Genomic DNA, 16,377 nt, shown 5'->3' on the forward strand with positions numbered 1-16,377 from the left:
GGAGGACAGTTTGGATAACGCGCAGCTGCTGATCAGCGGACTGGCAAACGGGTGTGTCTATGGCCTGATCGCGCTTGGCTTTGTTCTGATCTACAAGGCGACCGAAGCGGTGAACTTCGCACAGGGCGATTTCATGATGCTGGGGGCCTTTGTCACCATCGGCCTGACCAACACCGAATATATGGGCCTGCCGTTCTGGCTGGCCCTGCCGATCTCACTGGGGATCATGGGGGCATTGGGATATCTTCTGGATCGCCTGATCATCCGTCGCCTGTTTGGCGAAAGTCAGACCGCCGTCGTTATCCTGACCATCGCCCTGGGCTTTGTGATCCGTTTCGTGGCCGGATTGATCTGGGGGCACGAACCGCAAACGCTGCAAAACCCGCTTGCGGGGAAAGAGCTGCGCTTTGGCGGCCTTGTACTGGGGCTGGAGGATGTCGCCGTGATCGTCGTCACCATCCTGCTGACATGGGGCCTTTACGTCTTTTTCAACCGTTCCAAACTCGGGCTGGCGATGCAGGGGGCGTCGCAAAACCAGCTGGCGGCGTATTACATGGGCGTGCCTGTCAAGCGGGTTCAGGGGTTCATCTGGGCGCTGGCCGGGATCGTTGCGGGGATTGCAGGAATTCTGTTCGCCGCCAAGGGCGCCGTGGATCCGACAACGGGATTGCTGGGAATCAAGGCATTTGCCGCCGCCGTCATCGGCGGGTTCGGAAGCCTGCCCGGGGCGCTGGCCGGTGGTCTTGTCGTCGGGGTGATCGAGCCCTTCGCCAGCCGCTATATAGCGGCGGGTTACAGCCAGATCGCGCCATACGCCCTGCTGCTGGCCGTGCTGATCTTTCGCCCCAACGGGTTGTTCAGTCAGGTTCGGGTCAAAAAGGTCTGAGCCATGCGGATCGTCTTCAAAACCAACTACATGCAGGATATCCGCCCGTGGAAAGACCGCTATCAGCTTGTCCTGTATCTGATCCTTCTGACGGTTGTTGCCGCAGCCCCCTGGTGGCTGGACGAGTTCTATCTGGGTGAACTGACCAACGTCCTGATCTGGGCCATTGCCGGGTTGGGCCTGATGATCCTGACCGGACATACAGGGCAAGTCAGTCTGGGCCACGCGGCCTTTCTGGCCTTTGGCTGCTATGCCAACGTCGCCCTGATAGAAGCCGGGGTGCCCTTTCTGGTTGCTTTCCCGCTGGCGGGCATTCTGACCGGGATAGCGGGCGTGACGGTCGCGATCCCTGCCCTGCGCCTGCATGGCATCTATCTGGCCATCTTCACCATGGCGCTTTCTATCCTGATGGACGACATCATCGTTCTGTCCGAACCCATCACCGGCGGTGTTGCGGGCAAGTACGTCGGCGGGGTCGAAATCTTCGGCCATCTGGTAGACCGCTGGGGAACGCCCGATCAGTTTTTCTGGCTGGTCCTGACCGTCGCCGTTCTGGTCACACTGGGATATATCAACCTGCTGCGCGCGCCTTTGGGGCGCAGCTTCATCGCGGTGCGCGACTCTGAGGTTTCGGCCCAGGCGATGGGCATCGACATCGCGCGGACAAAGATGATCTCTTTCGCGTTGTCCTGCGCGGTGACGGGCTGGGCCGGGGCGCTGATGGGATTGTTCGCCGGAGCGTTTAACAACGAAACCTTCAGTGTTCTGATCTCGATCCAACTGCTTATGATGATCGTCATCGGCGGGCTGGGGTCGATCCACGGCGCGTTTCTGGGCGCGATCGTGATCGGGTTCCTGCCGCAGTTTCTGTCGATCTCAAAAGAATATGCCGGCGCCCTGTTCGGCGGCAATACAGTCGCCATTCCGGGGTTGGAGTTCGGCATCTTCGGCATGATCCTGATCGCTTTCATCCTGTTCGAACCCATGGGCATCTATGGCCGCTGGCTGAAAATCCGCACCTGGTTCGAGCTGTTCCCCTTCTATCGAAAAGACATGTTCAAACGGCAGAAATCCTATCTCAAGACGGAGCGTCTGAGATGAGCTTGCTGGAGTTCGAAAATGTCACCCTCAAGTTCGGCGGCCTGACGGCGGTGGATAACCTGTCATTCGACGTTCGGGAGGGTGAAGTCTTTGCCATCGTCGGCCCAAACGGTGCGGGCAAGTCCACTGTTTTCAACCTGATTTCCCGGTTCTACGATCCTATTGACGGGGCGATCCGGTATGACGGTCATGATCTGCTTCGGGTCAAACCGTCCGGTGTCGCCGCCTATGGCGTGGCGCGGACATTTCAGAACATCGAGTTGTTCGAACACGCAACCGTCCTGCAAAACCTGCTGGTCGGACGCCACCGCCACCGCAGGACAAACCTGATTTCCGAGGTTGTTTTCGCCCCGTCGGCAAAGCGACAGGAACTGGAAAACCGCGAGAAAGTGGAACGGATCATCGACTTTCTCGACCTGCAAGCCTATCGCGACAAGATGATATCGGGGCTGCCCTACGGCGTGCGCAAAGTGGTCGAAGTTGCACGGGCTTTGGCAACTGACCCAAAACTCTTGCTGCTGGATGAGCCGGCCTCGGGGTTGTCCGTGGAAGAAACAACGGACATGCGTTGGTGGATCGATGATATCCGACGGCAGATGGGCATCACCGTTTTGATGGTAGAACATGACATGGGCCTGGTCTCGGGCGTGTCAGACCGGGTTCTGGCCATGGCAGACGGCGCAAAACTGGCGCTTGGGACCCCGGCCGAAGTTCAATCGCACCCGGCAGTGATCGAAGCCTATCTTGGGAAGGCTTCATGAGCGCGCCAATCCTGAAAATCCGAAATGTCGAAAGCTTTTATGGCCCGATCATGGCCATTCGCGGTGTTTCGCTGGACGTTCACGAAGGTACGATTGTTTCGATCCTTGGCGCAAACGGTGCCGGCAAGACGACGTTGATGAAAACCGTCTCGGGGGTGATGGACCCGGAAAAAGGCACGGTCACCTTTGATGGAGACGACATTCAGGGGGCCGAGCCGCATACCGTCGTCCAGCGCGGGATCGTGCATGTACCCGAAGGGCGCGAGGTGTTTCCTCTGCTCACCGTCGATGAAAACCTGAGCCTCGGCGCGTATACCCGAACGGACAAAGTGCAGATCGACCAGGATCGCGAGCTTGTTTTCAGTTACTTTCCCGTTCTCAAAGATCGTCGCACGCAAGAGGCCGGTACCCTTTCGGGCGGGCAGCAACAGATGCTGGCAATCGGACGGGGGCTGATGGCCCGTCCCCGCATCATGCTGCTGGATGAGCCGTCACTGGGTCTGTCACCGCTTTTGGTGCAGGAAATATTCGCCATTCTGAAACGTCTGAACGAAGAACAGCATATGACGATGCTTCTGGTCGAACAGAACGCCAATGCGGCGTTGCGGCTGGCGCATCATGGATACGTGATGGAGGTAGGCCGCATCGTCATGGACGGTGCTGCGGATACGTTGCTGAAATCCGAAGACATCCAGAACTTCTATCTTGGCGTGCAGGAAGAAGGCGCACGCGAAAGCCGCCGTTGGAAACGCAAGAAGACGTGGAGGTAAGCAAGATGGATGCCACGCCCCTCGCCTCGCAGGTCAAGATCAACGGCGTTGAACTGAATGCAACCCCCGGACAACGCCCGTTGCGCGTGGATGGGTGCACCACCATCAGCATGCTGTTTCAACACCGTTGCGCGGAACTGGGGGATCGTACAGCCCATCGCGAAAAGGATTTGGGCATCTGGAAGTCATATTCCTGGGCCGACTACTGGCAGCGCGCCAAGTGGATCGGGCTTGCCCTGCGCAAGCTGGGCCTGGAACGCGGTGACGTTGTTTCGATCCTGTCCGAGGACCGCAAGGAATGGATGTGGTTCGATATGGGCATTCAGTGCGTCGGGGGCATTTCTTCTGGCGTCTACACCACGGATTCGGCCAATCAACTGCAATATCTGGTCAACGACAGTGGCAGCAAGTTCCTCATCGTCGAGGACGAAGAGCATCTGGACAAATTTCTGGAAGTCGAAAATCAAGTTCCGGATCTGATCAAGGTGATCATTCTGGAAGACGAAGGCTTGCACGACCTGACCCATCCGCGCTGCATGATGATCGACGATCTTTACGCTTTGGGCCAGCAGGCCGAACAGGAAGATCCGGGACGGTTCGAAGCCGAAATCGCATTGGCCAAACCTCAGGACACAGCATTGCTGGTTTACACATCCGGCACCACGGGCCAGCCCAAGGGTGCGATGTTGAGCCATGAAAACATCCTGGCCGGCATTGAGGCCGGTGCCTGGTCATTGCCGATGCAGGCCAGTGACGAACAACTGTGTTTCCTGCCCCTCTGCCATATCCTGGAACGCGACGTATCTGTCTATTTCCCGCTGGCCGCCCGCTGCACGGTGAATTTCGCGGAAAGCCCCGAGACGGTCTTTGCAAATCTGCAAGAGGTCTCGCCTTCGACCTTCACGGCGGTGCCGAGAGTCTGGGAAAAGATCTATGCGCATGTGCAAATCCTGGCGCAGGATGCAACGCCGTTGGGTCGAATGGCATACGGTCTTGCCCTGAAGGCCGGCGCACGGCGGGCCGATTATGTGAGTTCGGGAAAACCCGTTCCCGCCGCCATCGCGGCCCGGTTCTGGTTTTGGGATCAGTTGGTTCTGAAAAATCTGCGCCGGATGCTCGGTTTGGACAAACTGCGCCGGGGTGGCACGGGTGCTGCGCCTATCTCGGCGGATTTGTTGAAATGGTACTGGGCCATCGGCGTGCCGATCGTCGAGGGCTTCGGCATGACCGAAACGTCCGGCCTTGCAACACTCAACACCGTGGAAAGCAACAAGATCGGAACCATCGGCAAGGTCGTCCCGGGGTGCGATATCCGCATCTCGGACGAAGGTGAAATTCAACTCAAAGGCATGAACATCTTTCAGGGCTATTGGCGCAACAACGCAAAGACAGCGGAAAGCTTTACCGCCGACGGCTGGCTGCGCACCGGCGATATGGGGCGTATCGACAAGGACGGGTACGTTACCATCACCGGCAGGTTGAAAGACATCATCATCACCGCCGGTGGCAAGAACATCACCCCGGCCGAAATCGAAAGCCGGCTGAAGTTCAGCCATTACATCTCGGACGCGGTGATCATCGGCGACCGGCGCAAATACCTCACGGCGCTGATCATGATCGATCAGGAAAATGTCGAGAAATATGCGCAGGACCAGAAAATCCCTTTTTCGAACTTTACCTCGCTTTGCGCCGCGGCCGAAGTCAAGGAGTTGATCGGCGCCGAAGTGGCCGCAGTGAACAAGGAATTCGCACGGGTCGAGCAGATCAAGGATTTTCGCCTGATCGACGTTCTGCTGACCGCCGAGGATGACGAGCTTACCGCTACGATGAAGCTGAAACGCGGCCTGGTCGAAAAGAAACACGGACATCTGATTGAAGACATGTACACTTAGCCAAAGAGTTTTCGGGAGGAGAAAGATGAAGAAGTCATTCAAATGGCTGGCCGCCGCCACAGCGTTGACCGCCTCGGCAAGCATCGGTTGGGCTCAGACGCAGGGCGTGACGGATGATGAGATTGTCATCGGGTCCGTCAACGACCTGAGCGGCATCTTCGCCGCGGTGGGTGTCCCGGCGACCAAAGGTGCCAACGTGGTATTCGACCGGGTGAACGAAGCCGGTGGCATACACGGGCGCAAAATCCGCTATGTGGTCGAGGACAACGGATACCAGATGCCGCGTGCGATGCAGGGCTACAACAAACTGCTGAACCGCGACAAGGTGTTCGCCATGCTGCAATCGCTTGGCACGCCGATGAACATGGCTGGGTTCAAGCTGTTGGATCCCAAGGGAATTCCCAACGTGGCACCTCTGACCGCTGCGCGTCAGATGTTGCAAGAGCCGATGCGAAACAAGTTCACGTCTTTCTCGACCTACTATGATCAGGCGCGTGTCGGTGTGAAATACCTGGCCGGAGAATTTGGATCAAAGACGGTCTGCACCATGTATCTGCCAACAGATTTTGGCGAGGAAATTCTTGAAGGCAGCAAGGCCGGTGCCGAAGAAGCCGGGATCGCTTTTGGATCTGAAACAACCCACAAACCGGATGAGACGGATTTTGTCGGGTCGCTCAGCAAGCTCAAGGAAGAAGGCTGCGATATCGTCACCATGGCGCTTGGGGTGCGTCAGGCGATCACCGTAGTAGGCACGGCCAAGAAGATGGGCCTGACGGACATGAAGTTCCTTGGGACTTCGGCCAGTTTCCTGACAGTCGTGGCACAGGTTCCCGGTGGAGTGACTGACGGGTTCTATGCAGCAGCCTCGTGGCAGGATCTTTGGGCGCGTGCGGATCAACCTGCCCCGGCTGCATTTATCGAAGAATACAAGGCCGCGACCGGCGAAGATCCGGTTGGATTTGCCATGTTGGGCTATTCCGCTGCCGAAATGATGGTCAAAGCGCTTGAAGCCGCGGGCCCTGACCTGACCCATGACAGCTTTATCGAAGCGATGGAGTCACTGGACTATCAGGACGATCTGGTCGGCAATCACATCACCTATGGTCCTGACGACCATCAGGGCGCGGATACCGTGTTCGTCAATGTCGTTGAAAACGGTGCGTGGAAGCTCGTCTACGAAGAATAAAATTTCCCGCAACACAATGCAAAAGGGCTCGCAATTGCGAGCCCTTTCTTTGTTGGGTTTTCCCGGCGAATTAACGCTTGGAGAACTGGAACGAACGGCGGGCTTTGCGCTTACCGAATTTCTTACGTTCCACAACGCGGCTGTCGCGGGTCAGGAAGCCAGCAGCTTTCAGAGCGCCGCGCAGGTTGGGATCGTACAGTTGCAGCGCTTTCGAGATGCCATGCTTGACCGCACCGGCCTGACCGGTCAGGCCACCACCTTTGACAGTGGCGACAACGTCGAACTCGCCTTCGACACCAGCAACCTGAAACGGCTGGCGCAGGATCAGTTGCAGAACGGGGCGTGCAAAATAGACGTCTTGGTCTTTGCCGTTCACGGTGACCTTGCCGGAACCCGGCTTGATCCAAACGCGGGCAACAGCGTCTTTACGCTTGCCGGTGGCGTACGAACGGCCCAGCTCGTCACGTACGGGTTCACGCACGATGACTTCTTCGGCCACGGTTTCAACGCCTGCGACGGCGCTCAGCTCTTCGAGAGTATTGATCTGATCAGCCATCGGTCATTAGCTCCGGGTGTTTTTCTTGTTCATGGACTTGACGTCCAGAACTTCGGGCGCTTGCGCCTCGTGGGGATGCTCGGCACCGGCATAAACGCGCAGGTTGGTCATCTGCTTGCGCGACAGGCGGTTGCCCGGCAGCATGCGCTTGACCGCCTGGGTCACGACGCGCTCGGGGTGTGCGCCCTCAAGGATCTGCTGTTTGGTGCGCGACTTGATGCCGCCCGGGTGGCCAGTGTGCCAGTAGAAGTTTTCTTCGCGCTTCTTGCCGGTCATCTGGATCTTGTCAGCGTTGATCACGATGACGTTGTCGCCCATGTCCATGTTCGGGGTGAACGACGCTTTGTGCTTGCCACGCAGACGCATGGCGACGATCGACGCAAGACGGCCCAGAACAACGCCCTCGGCGTCGATCAGGATCCATTTCTTGTCGATGTCTGCAGGTGTTGCAGAAAAGGTTTTCATGGCAGGATAGTCCTGTTTGATGTGAAAGACCGCCCCAAGCGAGGCGGCCCGAATTCGATGGATGCGTATCTAGACACCCATGACCGCCACGTCAAGCGACCAAACGCCATTTAAAACGTTTTAAAACAATGGCTTGTTAAATAGGTATTATTTTACCCCACGCTTTCAGCACCGAGATCGCCCCAATTTCGACACTCTGATACACTCGGTTGGAATTGATCATGCCCAACCACGGAGGGTCGAATGCAGGATTTGATGCGCACGATTGAAAACTATGGCGCGGTCTGGCAGGAAAAGTCCGCCGAAAAACGGCTTGCGCTTCTGAACCAGTGCTTTGCGGAAAACGGTCGGTACGTGGATCCGACAGCCGATGTTTCAGGCCGTGAGCAGTTGAGTACACATATCGGCGAAGTCCTTTTGAATTCGAATGGGCGTGTCGAAATCACCAGCAGCCCTGTGTCGCACCATGATGTCGTCCACTTCACTTGGCATATGGTGGCCCCGAACGGCGCAATCATGGTGGCCGGGCATGATTTCATTCGATTGGACGAGGACGGAAAAATTGCCCATCTGGCCGGATTCTTTGGCGACCCGCCGCCGCTGAGTTGAATGCTAGACGCTGATCTGTTCAGGCGGATTGTCCAGCAAAGCGCGCAACCTCAGCATTGCGTCCTCGAACCGTTCCAACGAAACGTGACCATTCATTGCGATGCGCACTGCGTTTGGAGCGCGCCCGTCGCGCAGGGCAAACTCATCCGCTGATCTGAGCTGAATGCCTTCCCGCTCTGCCGCGCGGCTGAACGCGGCAGACCGCCACCCCGATGGCAGGTTCAGCCAGACAAAAGGCACATCCGGTGCCCAGTTCAGATCGAACCCACCCAGCGCGTTGACGGTGATCCGAACATAATCGCCCATCCGTTTGCGCACATCCTGTGCAATTTGGCGGGTACGCGGATCCGACAGCAGCAGCCGGGTCAGTTCGGCCAAGGGTTGAGCCAGGCCAAAATACCCATATTCGGCGGATCGGCGCAGATCGACGCTGCGATCCTTTGGGGCAATGGCAAAGCCAACGCGCAAAGCGGGTGTGAGTATCTTTGAAATGGACGACACGTGCCAGCCCCGCTCGGGGGCAAGCGCGCGGTAACTGGGTTCACGCGCCTCTCCCATGCGATAGCAATCGTCTTCCACGATCTGAAGGTCGAAGCGCCGGGCGACGTCCACGATCTCTTTCCTGCGTTCCAGCGGCGTGTGGATGCCGGTGGGGTTCTGAACTTCTGGCGAGACGCAAACGGCCTGAGCATTGGTTTGCCGCAATACATGCTCCATCGACACCGGATCGATGCCCCATTTGTCCATCTTGACGCCAATGACTTCGGCGCGCATCAACTCTCCGGCCCGACGAAACCCGGCGTAAGAGAGGTCTTCAACCAACACGATTGGTTTGGGTCCGCGCAGGATGGTCTGGAACACCAGACACAATCCGTTCTGCCCGCCATGGGTCAAGACTATGTCGTCATGGGTCAGCGGGCCCAGCGGCAAATCCGACAGCCAATCCACGACCGATTGCCTCATGGGTATATACGCGTCCCGCGTGGGGTAATTCAGAAACAGGCCGGGATCAGCTTGCGAAACTTTTTGCAGGCATTCCCGGATAAGCGCGACCTGCCCCGCATCCGGCAAACGCGGGCTGAACAGGCTGACATTGGCGTTGTACTTGTCTTCCCTCAGATGCAGTTGCCTGGCCCAGACATCATCCAGAATCGGTGATTTCGGCGGGGCCACAAATGTACCACGCCCAACCTCGGCGTGGAGCAAGCCCTCGTCGGTCAGGATCGTATAGGCACGTGCGACTGTACCAGGTGTGATTTGCAGGCGATACGCCAGCTCACGAACCGGCGGAAGCTTGGCGCCAACATCTAATTTCCTGTCACCAATAGCTTTTCTTATTGCGTCAGCAACCAATGTGTATTTCGGACCCTTGGATTTTGGCAGAGCGTCCGGCCAAATTGTATCCATTACAATTCTTCCTTTGCCTTTGACACAATTTCGAATGTATCAAATTTATGTACCAAGCAACACTGTTTTGTGTCAATACAATTTGAAAGGAATTCCGAGATGACACGCACAATGCACACCCCCGCCCTTCTGCTGCTGAACGACAGCCCACGGCTGCCTCTGCTCGCGGCTCTGGCCGTGCGGTTTGCGGCGGCGGTCACTCAATGGGAACGCCGTCGCCGCAGTCGCGTCAATCTGAGCTATCTGGATGACCGTCTGCTTCAGGACGTCGGGCTGACTCGCCATCAGGCTGGCTGGGAAACAAAGCGCTTTTTCTGGCAGCCCTGACTGATCCCCAGTCCCAATTATTGGGACCTCTTCCTGGGCCGGGGCCTGTCCCCGGCCTTTTTTATCCGAAATTCGCGGCAGCGGACCCTGCTGGTGGAAGGGAATAGGTCATCGTTGCCCGTGCAACCGGAAGATCACTGCCTTCCGAGTATAAAAGCACATCCCCAACGGCCAGTGTTTTTCCCAGCTTCAACAAACGACAGGCCGCAATCATATCGGCGCCGCCTTCCGGCTTGCGCAGGAAATCAAAAGAACTGTTGGTGGTAACAGCCAGTGACTGGCGCCCTTTCCGTGCCAAAACCATCGCATAGACACTGACATCGGCAAGCCCGAACATCGACGGGCCGGAAACCGTGCCCCCGGGGCGCAGATGTTGATCCTGAACCACTAGGCGCATGGTGATCGTATCTTCGGTCAAATCTTCAACGACGAAATCCTTGTGCACCTGCGGGAACACCCGTTTGAGGTATTGTGACAGTTCGTCCCGGTTCATTGCCAAAGCCATACTTCCCCTCCTGCTCTTGCCGACCTAGAGTTGGCCCAACTTGGGAATGGAGGGCAAGATGGCAATTCTGGAACGTTACGACACGGGCGCGGTGGCACGGCTGACACTGAACGCCCCGGACCGGCTGAACGCATTAAGTGATGAGATGCTGGCTGCACTGCAAGCCGAACTTGATTCACTGCGCGACGACAGCTCGATCCGGGCCGTGGTCCTGTCGGGGGCAGGAAAGGCGTTTTGCGCCGGGCACGACCTGAAGCAGATGACGGCCGGACGCCAATCCGAAGATGGTGGCAAGGCCTACTTTCAAGATCTCTTTTCCCGTTGCGCCCAGATGATGATGTCGATCCAGTCCCTGCCGCAACCCGTTATCGCGCAAGTCCATGGCATTGCGACCGCCGCCGGATGTCAACTGGTTGCAACCTGCGATATGGCGGTGGCCGCAAAAGGAACGCGGTTTGGCGTCAACGGGGTCAATATCGGCCTGTTCTGTTCCACGCCGATGGTTGCTCTCAGCCGCAACATCCCCAGAAAGCAGGCATTTGAAATGCTGACCACCGGCGATTTCATTTCAGCAGAGCGCGCCGCCGAATTGGGGCTGGTAAATCGCGTCGTTCCTGAATCGCTGCTGGAACAAGAAGCCAACGGGCTTGCGGAACTGGTCGCATCCAAGCTTGGCATGGCCGTGAAGATCGGCAAGGAAGCGTTCTATCAACAGCTGCAAATGCCTTTGGATCAGGCTTATGCCTATACCGGAGACGCAATGGCGCAGAATATGTTGTACCGCGATACAGAAGAAGGCATTTCCGCCTTTATTGAAAAGCGCCCCCCGAATTGGACCCAATGACGCAATTGTTTTGAACATTTTTTGCCACTGTCTTCATTTTTGCACTTTTCAAAAGGGCAACTCTGTGGCAAAGCTGGGTCGAGGCCAAGGCCTCAAGACACTTTTGGGTCGCCGTGGGCGGAAGGTCCCTCCAGCTGGTCTCTCTCACCAGCGCTGACATTCCCGCAACGGCGACCCCAAGACCCCTCCAGCAAATCAGTCAGATACAATACGGCAGTTGCGCCTGTGTGTGCGGTGCCCTATGTGGCTGCACATGACTCAAGTTTTGCATATCGTCGGCGGTGGAATGGCCGGGTCCGAAGCGGCCTGGCAAGCCGCTGAAATGGGCGTTGACGTGATCATTCATGAAATGCGTCCCACCGTTGGCACCTTCGCACATCAGACAGGAAACCTGGCGGAAATGGTGTGTTCGAACTCGTTCCGATCGGATGATGATGAACAGAATGCTGTCGGTCTGCTGCACTGGGAAATGCGAGCAGCCAATGGGCTGATCATGACAACCGCCGACGCACACAGGCTTCCTGCCGGGGGGGCGCTGGCCGTGGATCGCGACCCGTTTGCCGAAACGGTCACCGCAAAACTCCGCGCCCACCCACGAGTGAGCGTCACCGATCAGGAAGTCACCTCGCTGCCTGATGACGGCCATTGGATATTTGCGACCGGCCCGTTGACCTCACCCGCATTGGGGGAAGCCATCCGGGCGGAAACGGGATCGGACGCGCTGGCCTTCTTCGATGCAATCGCGCCCATTGTCTATGCCGACAGCATCGACATGAGCAAAGCGTGGATGCAATCCCGATATGACAAAGGCGAAACCGAGGAAGAACGCACGGCATACCTGAACTGCCCGATGGACCGTGATCAGTACGAGGCTTTCATCGACGCCCTTTTGGCAGCGGAAAAAACCGAGTTTCACGAAGGTGAGACCGCAGGCTATTTTGATGGCTGCCTTCCCATTGAAGTCATGGCCGAACGCGGGCGTGAGACACTGCGCCATGGTCCGATGAAGCCTGTTGGGCTGACAAACCCCCATGCGCCTGACGTCAAACCCCATGCCGTGGTTCAGTTGCGGCGCGATAACGCATTGGGCACATTGTTCAACATCGTGGGGTTTCAGACCAAGATGAAATACGGCGCCCAGACCGACGTGTTCCGCATGATCCCCGGCCTGGAAAACGCCAGCTTTGCCCGGCTGGGCGGCATCCACCGCAACACATTCATCAACTCTCCTACCCTGCTCGATGCACAGATGCGCTTGAAGTCCAAGCCCAACATCCGCTTTGCCGGGCAGATTACGGGCGTCGAAGGCTATGTTGAAAGTGCCGCAATGGGATTGCTTGCCGGTCGCATGGCCGCCTCGGAAATACAGGGGCGTGACTTGCCCGAAGTGCCCAAAGACAGTGCAATGGGTGCGTTGATCCATCACATTACCGGCGGGGCCGAAGCCAAGACGTTTCAGCCGATGAACGTAAACTTTGGCCTGTTCCGCCCCGTGGACGGCCTGAAAGGCGGGCGGCGCGGCCGAAAGGACCGGTACAAGGCCTATACCGATCGTGCCAAGGCTGAATGGCAAATCTGGTTGGATCAATGCTGACTGGACGCGCGGCGTGATCTCGGCCTAGCATGACGGGATGAGCGACAAGTTCCTGGACAACACCTACAATCTCGACACGCCTGAAGACACTGAAACGCATTATCAGAACTGGGCGGCGACCTACGAAAAAGAGGTCGCGGAACAGGGATATGCAACCCCGGGACGGGTGGCCGCGGCTTTGTGGCAATTCCACCCTCACCCCCAAACGCCGATTCTGGACTTCGGCTGCGGAACGGGGCTTTCCGGTCTCGCCTTGCGGGCGGCGGGATTTGAGGTCATCGATGGTATCGACCCCACCCCCAAAATGCTGGAAGAGGCAGCGGCCAAGAGTGTTTACAGAACCCTGACCGGGTTTGACATCACCAAACCGGCTCCGCTCAGGCGCGGTGCGTATTCGGTGATCACCGCCATCGGTGTCATCGGTCAGGGCGCAGCCCCGCCCGAGACATTCGACCAGTTGATGCACGCCTTGCCCAAAGGTGGGTTGCTGGCGTTTTCCCTGAACGACCATGCGCTGAAAGATCACAAATTCACCTGCCGACTGACGGATTGGGTCGACATGGGTGCCGCACGTTTGCTACTTCGTGAACACGGGCCGCACTTACCCGGCATCAACCTTAACTCTGACGTGTATGTGTTAGAAAAAGCGTGACTTTCGTAACGCGTTTCGCGCCATCCCCGACTGGCCCGCTTCACCTTGGGCACGCGTATTCTGCGATGATCGCCAGCGACATGGCCAGATCCGAACACGGTCGGTTCTTGCTTCGCATCGAAGATATCGATCGGTCCCGCTCGCGTCCGCATTGGGAGGATCAGATCTATGATGACCTCAATTGGTTGGGGCTGACATGGCCGGAACCGGTGCTGCGTCAATCAGATCGGCTGAGTATCTATGATCGCGCGTTGGAGCGGTTGTGGATGAAGGGTCTTCTGTATCCCTGCCTGTGCAATCGCAAAGATATTTCCGCCGCCGCAAGCGCCCCCCAGGAAGGCGCGCCATTGCTTGGTCCTGACGGAATTATCTATCCCGGAACGTGTCGAAAAATTAACCAGGGCATAGACTTAAGTCAAAACCCTCACCCAAGGGACAAAGTTTTGCGACTGGATATTGCCAAGGCCTGTCAAACAATCCACGATCCGGCCAGACTCCAATTCTTGGAACTGGGCTCCGGCCCCGGTGGCGAAACAGGAACAATTTCTTTTACCCCGGATGAGATGGAAACCAGTGTCGGCGATATCGTTCTGGCTCGCCGCGACATGGGCACGTCCTACCATTTGTCCGTCGTTCTTGACGACGCGGCCCAGGGGATCACCCATGTGGTCCGAGGTCAGGATCTGTTCGAAGCCACCCGCATCCATGTGCTGCTTCAGGTGCTGTTGGATTTGCCGACGCCTGCGTATTACCACCACGATCTGATCCGCGACAATGCCGGCAAACGACTGGCGAAACGTGACGATGCGCGTGCCATCGCGAAATTCCGGGCCGATGGTGCCAGCCCGGCAGACATCCGGCAAATAGTGGGGCTTTGATCTGTCTCGGTTACGCCATCGGGGCCATCAGTTCGGTCTCGGCCCCGTCCCGCACCGCAGTATAAAAGCACGTCCGGCGGTTGGTGTGACAGGCAGCACCGGTTTGACGCACCAGAACCAACAGGCAATCGCGGTCACAGTCGATGCGGAAATCCACCAGTTCCTGCACATGGCCCGAGGTTTCACCCTTGATCCAGAAAGACTGACGCGAGCGCGACCAATAGGTCACCCTGCCCGTTTCCAGTGTCTTTTCAACGGCCTGAGCGTTCATCCATGCCATCATCAGAACTTCGCCCGACACCTCATCCTGCGCAATTGCCGGAATCAGTCCCGCCTCGTTATATTTCAGAGTCGATGGATCAAACGCGACGGGGTGAGACATGACAAAAACCTTTTGCATCCGTTGGGCTGGCCACTATGTATGAGGAACACACGACGAGGGAAAGCCATGAGCGGCGAGAACGACCTGATCAAGCTGTATTCCGGACGCATTCTGGCGTTGGCGGCGGACATCCCGCATCTGGATCGGCTGGAAAACCCGGATGCAACGGTCAAGAAACGCTCGCCTCTTTGCGGCTCTACCGTGACGGTTGATCTGAAGGTTCAGGATGGACGTGTCAGCGCCTTCGGGCAGGACGTCAAAGCCTGCGCGCTGGGACAGGCCTCTGCTTCGGTGGTTGGCGACGCGATCATTGGTGCCACGCGCGCGCAAGTCGAAGCAGCGCGCGATCAGCTTGCGGCCATGTTAAAAAAGGATGGCCCCGCCCCGGATGCGCCGTTTGACGGTCTTGAGGTCTTGATGCCGGCGCGGGACTACAAGAACCGCCACGCTTCAATCCTGCTGGTGCTGGATGCCGCCGTCGAAGCCATGGCGCAGGCCGAGCAGGCAGATTGCGCCTGATCATAGCTATTTGATGTAAACCCGTTTACCTTCCGCTTAAATTTAAGGAGGGATGGGTTTTGGAAAATCTACTCGAGCATTTTGTCACTCTTTGGGTCGTGATTGACCCGATTGGAACTATTCCCGTTTTTATTGCCGTCACTGCGGGGCTAGAGGCCGCCGCCCGTCGCAAAACAGCGCTGTTGGCGTCATTGATAAGCGCCGGTGTCCTTTTGTTCTTTCTCGTGTTTGGGCAATTGCTGATCGAGGCGCTGGATATAGGACTGAATTCATTTCAGGTCGCAGGCGGCATCATCCTGTTTCTGTTCGCTCTGACTATGATCTTTGGTGAAAGCAAACAAGACATAGAACAGCGTCAGGCCGAAGAGGATCAGGAAGATAAGTATCACAAGCAGAATCCCGCGATATTTCCTCTTGCTGTTCCATCTCTGGCCTCGCCCGGCGCGATGCTTGCAGTGGTGATCCTGACGGACAACCATAGATACAGTGCAGCCGATCAGGGGATTACCGCATTGGTCATGCTGTCGGTTTTGGTAGTCGCCTTTGTTCTCATGCTTCTGGCCGAACCGATCATCCGCCTGATTGGCCATTCAGGAGCAGCGATCATCAGCCGTATCATGGGGATGATCCTGGCCTCGGTCGCGGTCAATTCGGTTCTGTCCGCATTGCTTGAGATTTTCAAAACCGGCCAGTTGTAAAAAAACCGCCGCACCTTCCGGGCGAAAGGGCGGCGGCAGGCATTGCGTGTCTCGCGTGGGGTCCGGATTACCGCACGGGGCCGAGGCAAGGCCCCTCAAGGGGTTTGGGACAGGCAGGTCACCCTTGACTGAAATGGGGATGACAGCGCGGTTCTTTCGGCACGAGATCGCAGGCAGAAAGGTTCAGAAGCCAACCGGCAGGTGCAAGGCGACCATCAGGATCACGACCAGAGACATCACGCCCACGGCATCCTGCAGGATCGTCGATTGCGAGCGGCTGAATACGGTCTTGATCTGGGTCAGCATAGGGTCACCTCCGGTCAGAGCTTTAATCCTTTGTTGACC

The 16,377-nt window shown here is 57.4% G+C and carries 20 protein-coding genes; 14 read left to right on the top strand and 6 right to left on the bottom strand.

What is annotated here, in order from left to right; translation table 11 throughout:
* Positions 1-10: 10 nt before the first annotated feature.
* The 6 genes from GS605_RS05395 to GS605_RS05420 are packed head-to-tail and all read left to right on the top strand — an operon-like array spanning position 11 to position 6,596.
* Complete coding sequence (locus GS605_RS05395; RefSeq protein WP_171168199.1) at positions 11-886, top strand: branched-chain amino acid ABC transporter permease; 876 nt, start codon at positions 11-13, stop codon at positions 884-886.
* 3 nt (positions 887-889) lie between these two features.
* Positions 890-1,987, top strand: a complete 1,098-nt coding sequence (locus tag GS605_RS05400; protein WP_171723296.1) for a branched-chain amino acid ABC transporter permease — start codon at positions 890-892, stop codon at positions 1,985-1,987.
* On the top strand, positions 1,984-2,748 hold the full coding sequence (locus tag GS605_RS05405; protein WP_171723297.1) for an ABC transporter ATP-binding protein: 765 nt from the start codon (positions 1,984-1,986) through the stop codon (positions 2,746-2,748). The genes GS605_RS05400 and GS605_RS05405 overlap by 4 nt, the downstream gene beginning before the upstream one ends.
* The gene (locus tag GS605_RS05410; RefSeq protein WP_171723298.1) at positions 2,745-3,518 is read left to right on the top strand and encodes an ABC transporter ATP-binding protein; all 774 of its coding nucleotides are present in this window, start codon (positions 2,745-2,747) and stop codon (positions 3,516-3,518) included. Before GS605_RS05405 ends, GS605_RS05410 begins: the two co-directional genes overlap by 4 nt.
* Positions 3,519-3,523: 5 nt before the next feature.
* On the top strand, positions 3,524-5,410 hold the full coding sequence (locus tag GS605_RS05415) for a long-chain fatty acid--CoA ligase (RefSeq protein ID WP_171723299.1): 1,887 nt from the start codon (positions 3,524-3,526) through the stop codon (positions 5,408-5,410).
* Between the two features lie 25 nt (positions 5,411-5,435).
* Positions 5,436-6,596 (top strand): ABC transporter substrate-binding protein, encoded by a 1,161-nt coding sequence (locus GS605_RS05420; RefSeq protein WP_152457952.1) that lies wholly within the window; start codon positions 5,436-5,438, stop codon positions 6,594-6,596.
* Positions 6,597-6,666: 70 nt separating this feature from the next.
* Here GS605_RS05420 and rpsI read toward each other — a convergent pair whose 3' ends face one another.
* A complete protein-coding gene (gene rpsI, locus GS605_RS05425) occupies positions 6,667-7,152 on the bottom strand; it encodes a 30S ribosomal protein S9 (protein WP_152457951.1) in 486 nt (161 codons plus the stop codon).
* 6 nt (positions 7,153-7,158) lie between these two features.
* A complete protein-coding gene (gene rplM, locus GS605_RS05430) occupies positions 7,159-7,617 on the bottom strand; it encodes a 50S ribosomal protein L13 (RefSeq protein WP_152457950.1) in 459 nt (152 codons plus the stop codon).
* A gap of 243 nt (positions 7,618-7,860) precedes the next feature.
* On the opposite strand from rplM, the gene GS605_RS05435 reads away from it, so the two are divergent.
* The gene (locus GS605_RS05435) at positions 7,861-8,226 is read left to right on the top strand and encodes a nuclear transport factor 2 family protein (protein ID WP_171723300.1); all 366 of its coding nucleotides are present in this window, start codon (positions 7,861-7,863) and stop codon (positions 8,224-8,226) included.
* Between the two features lie 3 nt (positions 8,227-8,229).
* Here GS605_RS05435 and GS605_RS05440 read toward each other — a convergent pair whose 3' ends face one another.
* Entirely contained in the window at positions 8,230-9,633 is a 1,404-nt protein-coding gene (locus GS605_RS05440; protein WP_171723301.1) for a PLP-dependent aminotransferase family protein, read from the bottom strand.
* A gap of 99 nt (positions 9,634-9,732) precedes the next feature.
* On the opposite strand from GS605_RS05440, the gene GS605_RS05445 reads away from it, so the two are divergent.
* Positions 9,733-9,960, top strand: a complete 228-nt coding sequence (locus tag GS605_RS05445) for a DUF1127 domain-containing protein (RefSeq protein ID WP_171632546.1) — start codon at positions 9,733-9,735, stop codon at positions 9,958-9,960.
* Between the two features lie 61 nt (positions 9,961-10,021).
* Here GS605_RS05445 and GS605_RS05450 read toward each other — a convergent pair whose 3' ends face one another.
* On the bottom strand, positions 10,022-10,465 hold the full coding sequence (locus GS605_RS05450) for a PaaI family thioesterase (RefSeq protein WP_171723302.1): 444 nt from the start codon (positions 10,463-10,465) through the stop codon (positions 10,022-10,024).
* A 58-nt stretch (positions 10,466-10,523) separates the two neighbouring features.
* On the opposite strand from GS605_RS05450, the gene GS605_RS05455 reads away from it, so the two are divergent.
* The 4 genes from GS605_RS05455 (at position 10,524) to gluQRS (ending at position 14,433) form a co-directional block, all read left to right on the top strand.
* A complete protein-coding gene (locus GS605_RS05455; protein ID WP_171723303.1) occupies positions 10,524-11,309 on the top strand; it encodes an enoyl-CoA hydratase in 786 nt (261 codons plus the stop codon).
* 253 nt (positions 11,310-11,562) lie between these two features.
* Positions 11,563-12,903 (top strand): methylenetetrahydrofolate--tRNA-(uracil(54)-C(5))-methyltransferase (FADH(2)-oxidizing) TrmFO, encoded by a 1,341-nt coding sequence (gene trmFO, locus GS605_RS05460; RefSeq protein ID WP_171723304.1) that lies wholly within the window; start codon positions 11,563-11,565, stop codon positions 12,901-12,903.
* 37 nt (positions 12,904-12,940) lie between these two features.
* On the top strand, positions 12,941-13,555 hold the full coding sequence (locus GS605_RS05465; RefSeq protein WP_171723305.1) for a class I SAM-dependent methyltransferase: 615 nt from the start codon (positions 12,941-12,943) through the stop codon (positions 13,553-13,555).
* Entirely contained in the window at positions 13,552-14,433 is an 882-nt protein-coding gene (gene gluQRS / locus GS605_RS05470) for a tRNA glutamyl-Q(34) synthetase GluQRS (RefSeq protein WP_171723306.1), read from the top strand. Before GS605_RS05465 ends, gluQRS begins: the two co-directional genes overlap by 4 nt.
* A gap of 10 nt (positions 14,434-14,443) precedes the next feature.
* Here the strand turns inward: gluQRS and hisI are convergent, their stop codons facing one another.
* Positions 14,444-14,833 (bottom strand): phosphoribosyl-AMP cyclohydrolase, encoded by a 390-nt coding sequence (gene hisI / locus GS605_RS05475; protein ID WP_171632561.1) that lies wholly within the window; start codon positions 14,831-14,833, stop codon positions 14,444-14,446.
* 48 nt (positions 14,834-14,881) lie between these two features.
* On the opposite strand from hisI, the gene GS605_RS05480 reads away from it, so the two are divergent.
* A complete protein-coding gene (locus tag GS605_RS05480; protein ID WP_171723307.1) occupies positions 14,882-15,334 on the top strand; it encodes an iron-sulfur cluster assembly scaffold protein in 453 nt (150 codons plus the stop codon).
* A 59-nt stretch (positions 15,335-15,393) separates the two neighbouring features.
* The gene (locus GS605_RS05485) at positions 15,394-16,032 is read left to right on the top strand and encodes a MarC family protein (RefSeq protein WP_171632566.1); all 639 of its coding nucleotides are present in this window, start codon (positions 15,394-15,396) and stop codon (positions 16,030-16,032) included.
* A gap of 183 nt (positions 16,033-16,215) precedes the next feature.
* Here the strand turns inward: GS605_RS05485 and GS605_RS21175 are convergent, their stop codons facing one another.
* Positions 16,216-16,338: a hypothetical protein gene (locus GS605_RS21175; protein WP_256367496.1), complete on the bottom strand. Its 123-nt coding sequence runs from the start codon at positions 16,336-16,338 to the stop codon at positions 16,216-16,218.
* Between the last annotated feature and the right edge of the window lie 39 nt (positions 16,339-16,377).

This window comes from Ruegeria sp. HKCCD7559, from assembly GCF_013110575.1.
Lineage (GTDB): Bacteria > Pseudomonadota > Alphaproteobacteria > Rhodobacterales > Rhodobacteraceae > Ruegeria.

Coding starts and splice junctions, on each gene's coding strand:
- GS605_RS05420 (WP_152457952.1), top strand. CDS start 5,436: ATGAAGAAGTCATTCAAATGGCTGGCCGCCGCCACAGCGTTGACCGCC.
- GS605_RS05410 (WP_171723298.1), top strand. CDS start 2,745: ATGAGCGCGCCAATCCTGAAAATCCGAAATGTCGAAAGCTTTTATGGC.
- GS605_RS05465 (WP_171723305.1), top strand. CDS start 12,941: ATGAGCGACAAGTTCCTGGACAACACCTACAATCTCGACACGCCTGAA.
- GS605_RS05440 (WP_171723301.1), bottom strand. CDS start 9,633: ATGGATACAATTTGGCCGGACGCTCTGCCAAAATCCAAGGGTCCGAAA.
- GS605_RS05445 (WP_171632546.1), top strand. CDS start 9,733: ATGACACGCACAATGCACACCCCCGCCCTTCTGCTGCTGAACGACAGC.
- GS605_RS05405 (WP_171723297.1), top strand. CDS start 1,984: ATGAGCTTGCTGGAGTTCGAAAATGTCACCCTCAAGTTCGGCGGCCTG.
- rplM (WP_152457950.1), bottom strand. CDS start 7,617: ATGAAAACCTTTTCTGCAACACCTGCAGACATCGACAAGAAATGGATC.
- trmFO (WP_171723304.1), top strand. CDS start 11,563: ATGACTCAAGTTTTGCATATCGTCGGCGGTGGAATGGCCGGGTCCGAA.
- GS605_RS05480 (WP_171723307.1), top strand. CDS start 14,882: ATGAGCGGCGAGAACGACCTGATCAAGCTGTATTCCGGACGCATTCTG.
- GS605_RS05415 (WP_171723299.1), top strand. CDS start 3,524: ATGGATGCCACGCCCCTCGCCTCGCAGGTCAAGATCAACGGCGTTGAA.
- GS605_RS05435 (WP_171723300.1), top strand. CDS start 7,861: ATGCAGGATTTGATGCGCACGATTGAAAACTATGGCGCGGTCTGGCAG.
- rpsI (WP_152457951.1), bottom strand. CDS start 7,152: ATGGCTGATCAGATCAATACTCTCGAAGAGCTGAGCGCCGTCGCAGGC.
- GS605_RS05400 (WP_171723296.1), top strand. CDS start 890: ATGCGGATCGTCTTCAAAACCAACTACATGCAGGATATCCGCCCGTGG.
- GS605_RS05455 (WP_171723303.1), top strand. CDS start 10,524: ATGGCAATTCTGGAACGTTACGACACGGGCGCGGTGGCACGGCTGACA.
- GS605_RS21175 (WP_256367496.1), bottom strand. CDS start 16,338: ATGCTGACCCAGATCAAGACCGTATTCAGCCGCTCGCAATCGACGATC.
- GS605_RS05450 (WP_171723302.1), bottom strand. CDS start 10,465: ATGGCTTTGGCAATGAACCGGGACGAACTGTCACAATACCTCAAACGG.
- hisI (WP_171632561.1), bottom strand. CDS start 14,833: ATGCAAAAGGTTTTTGTCATGTCTCACCCCGTCGCGTTTGATCCATCG.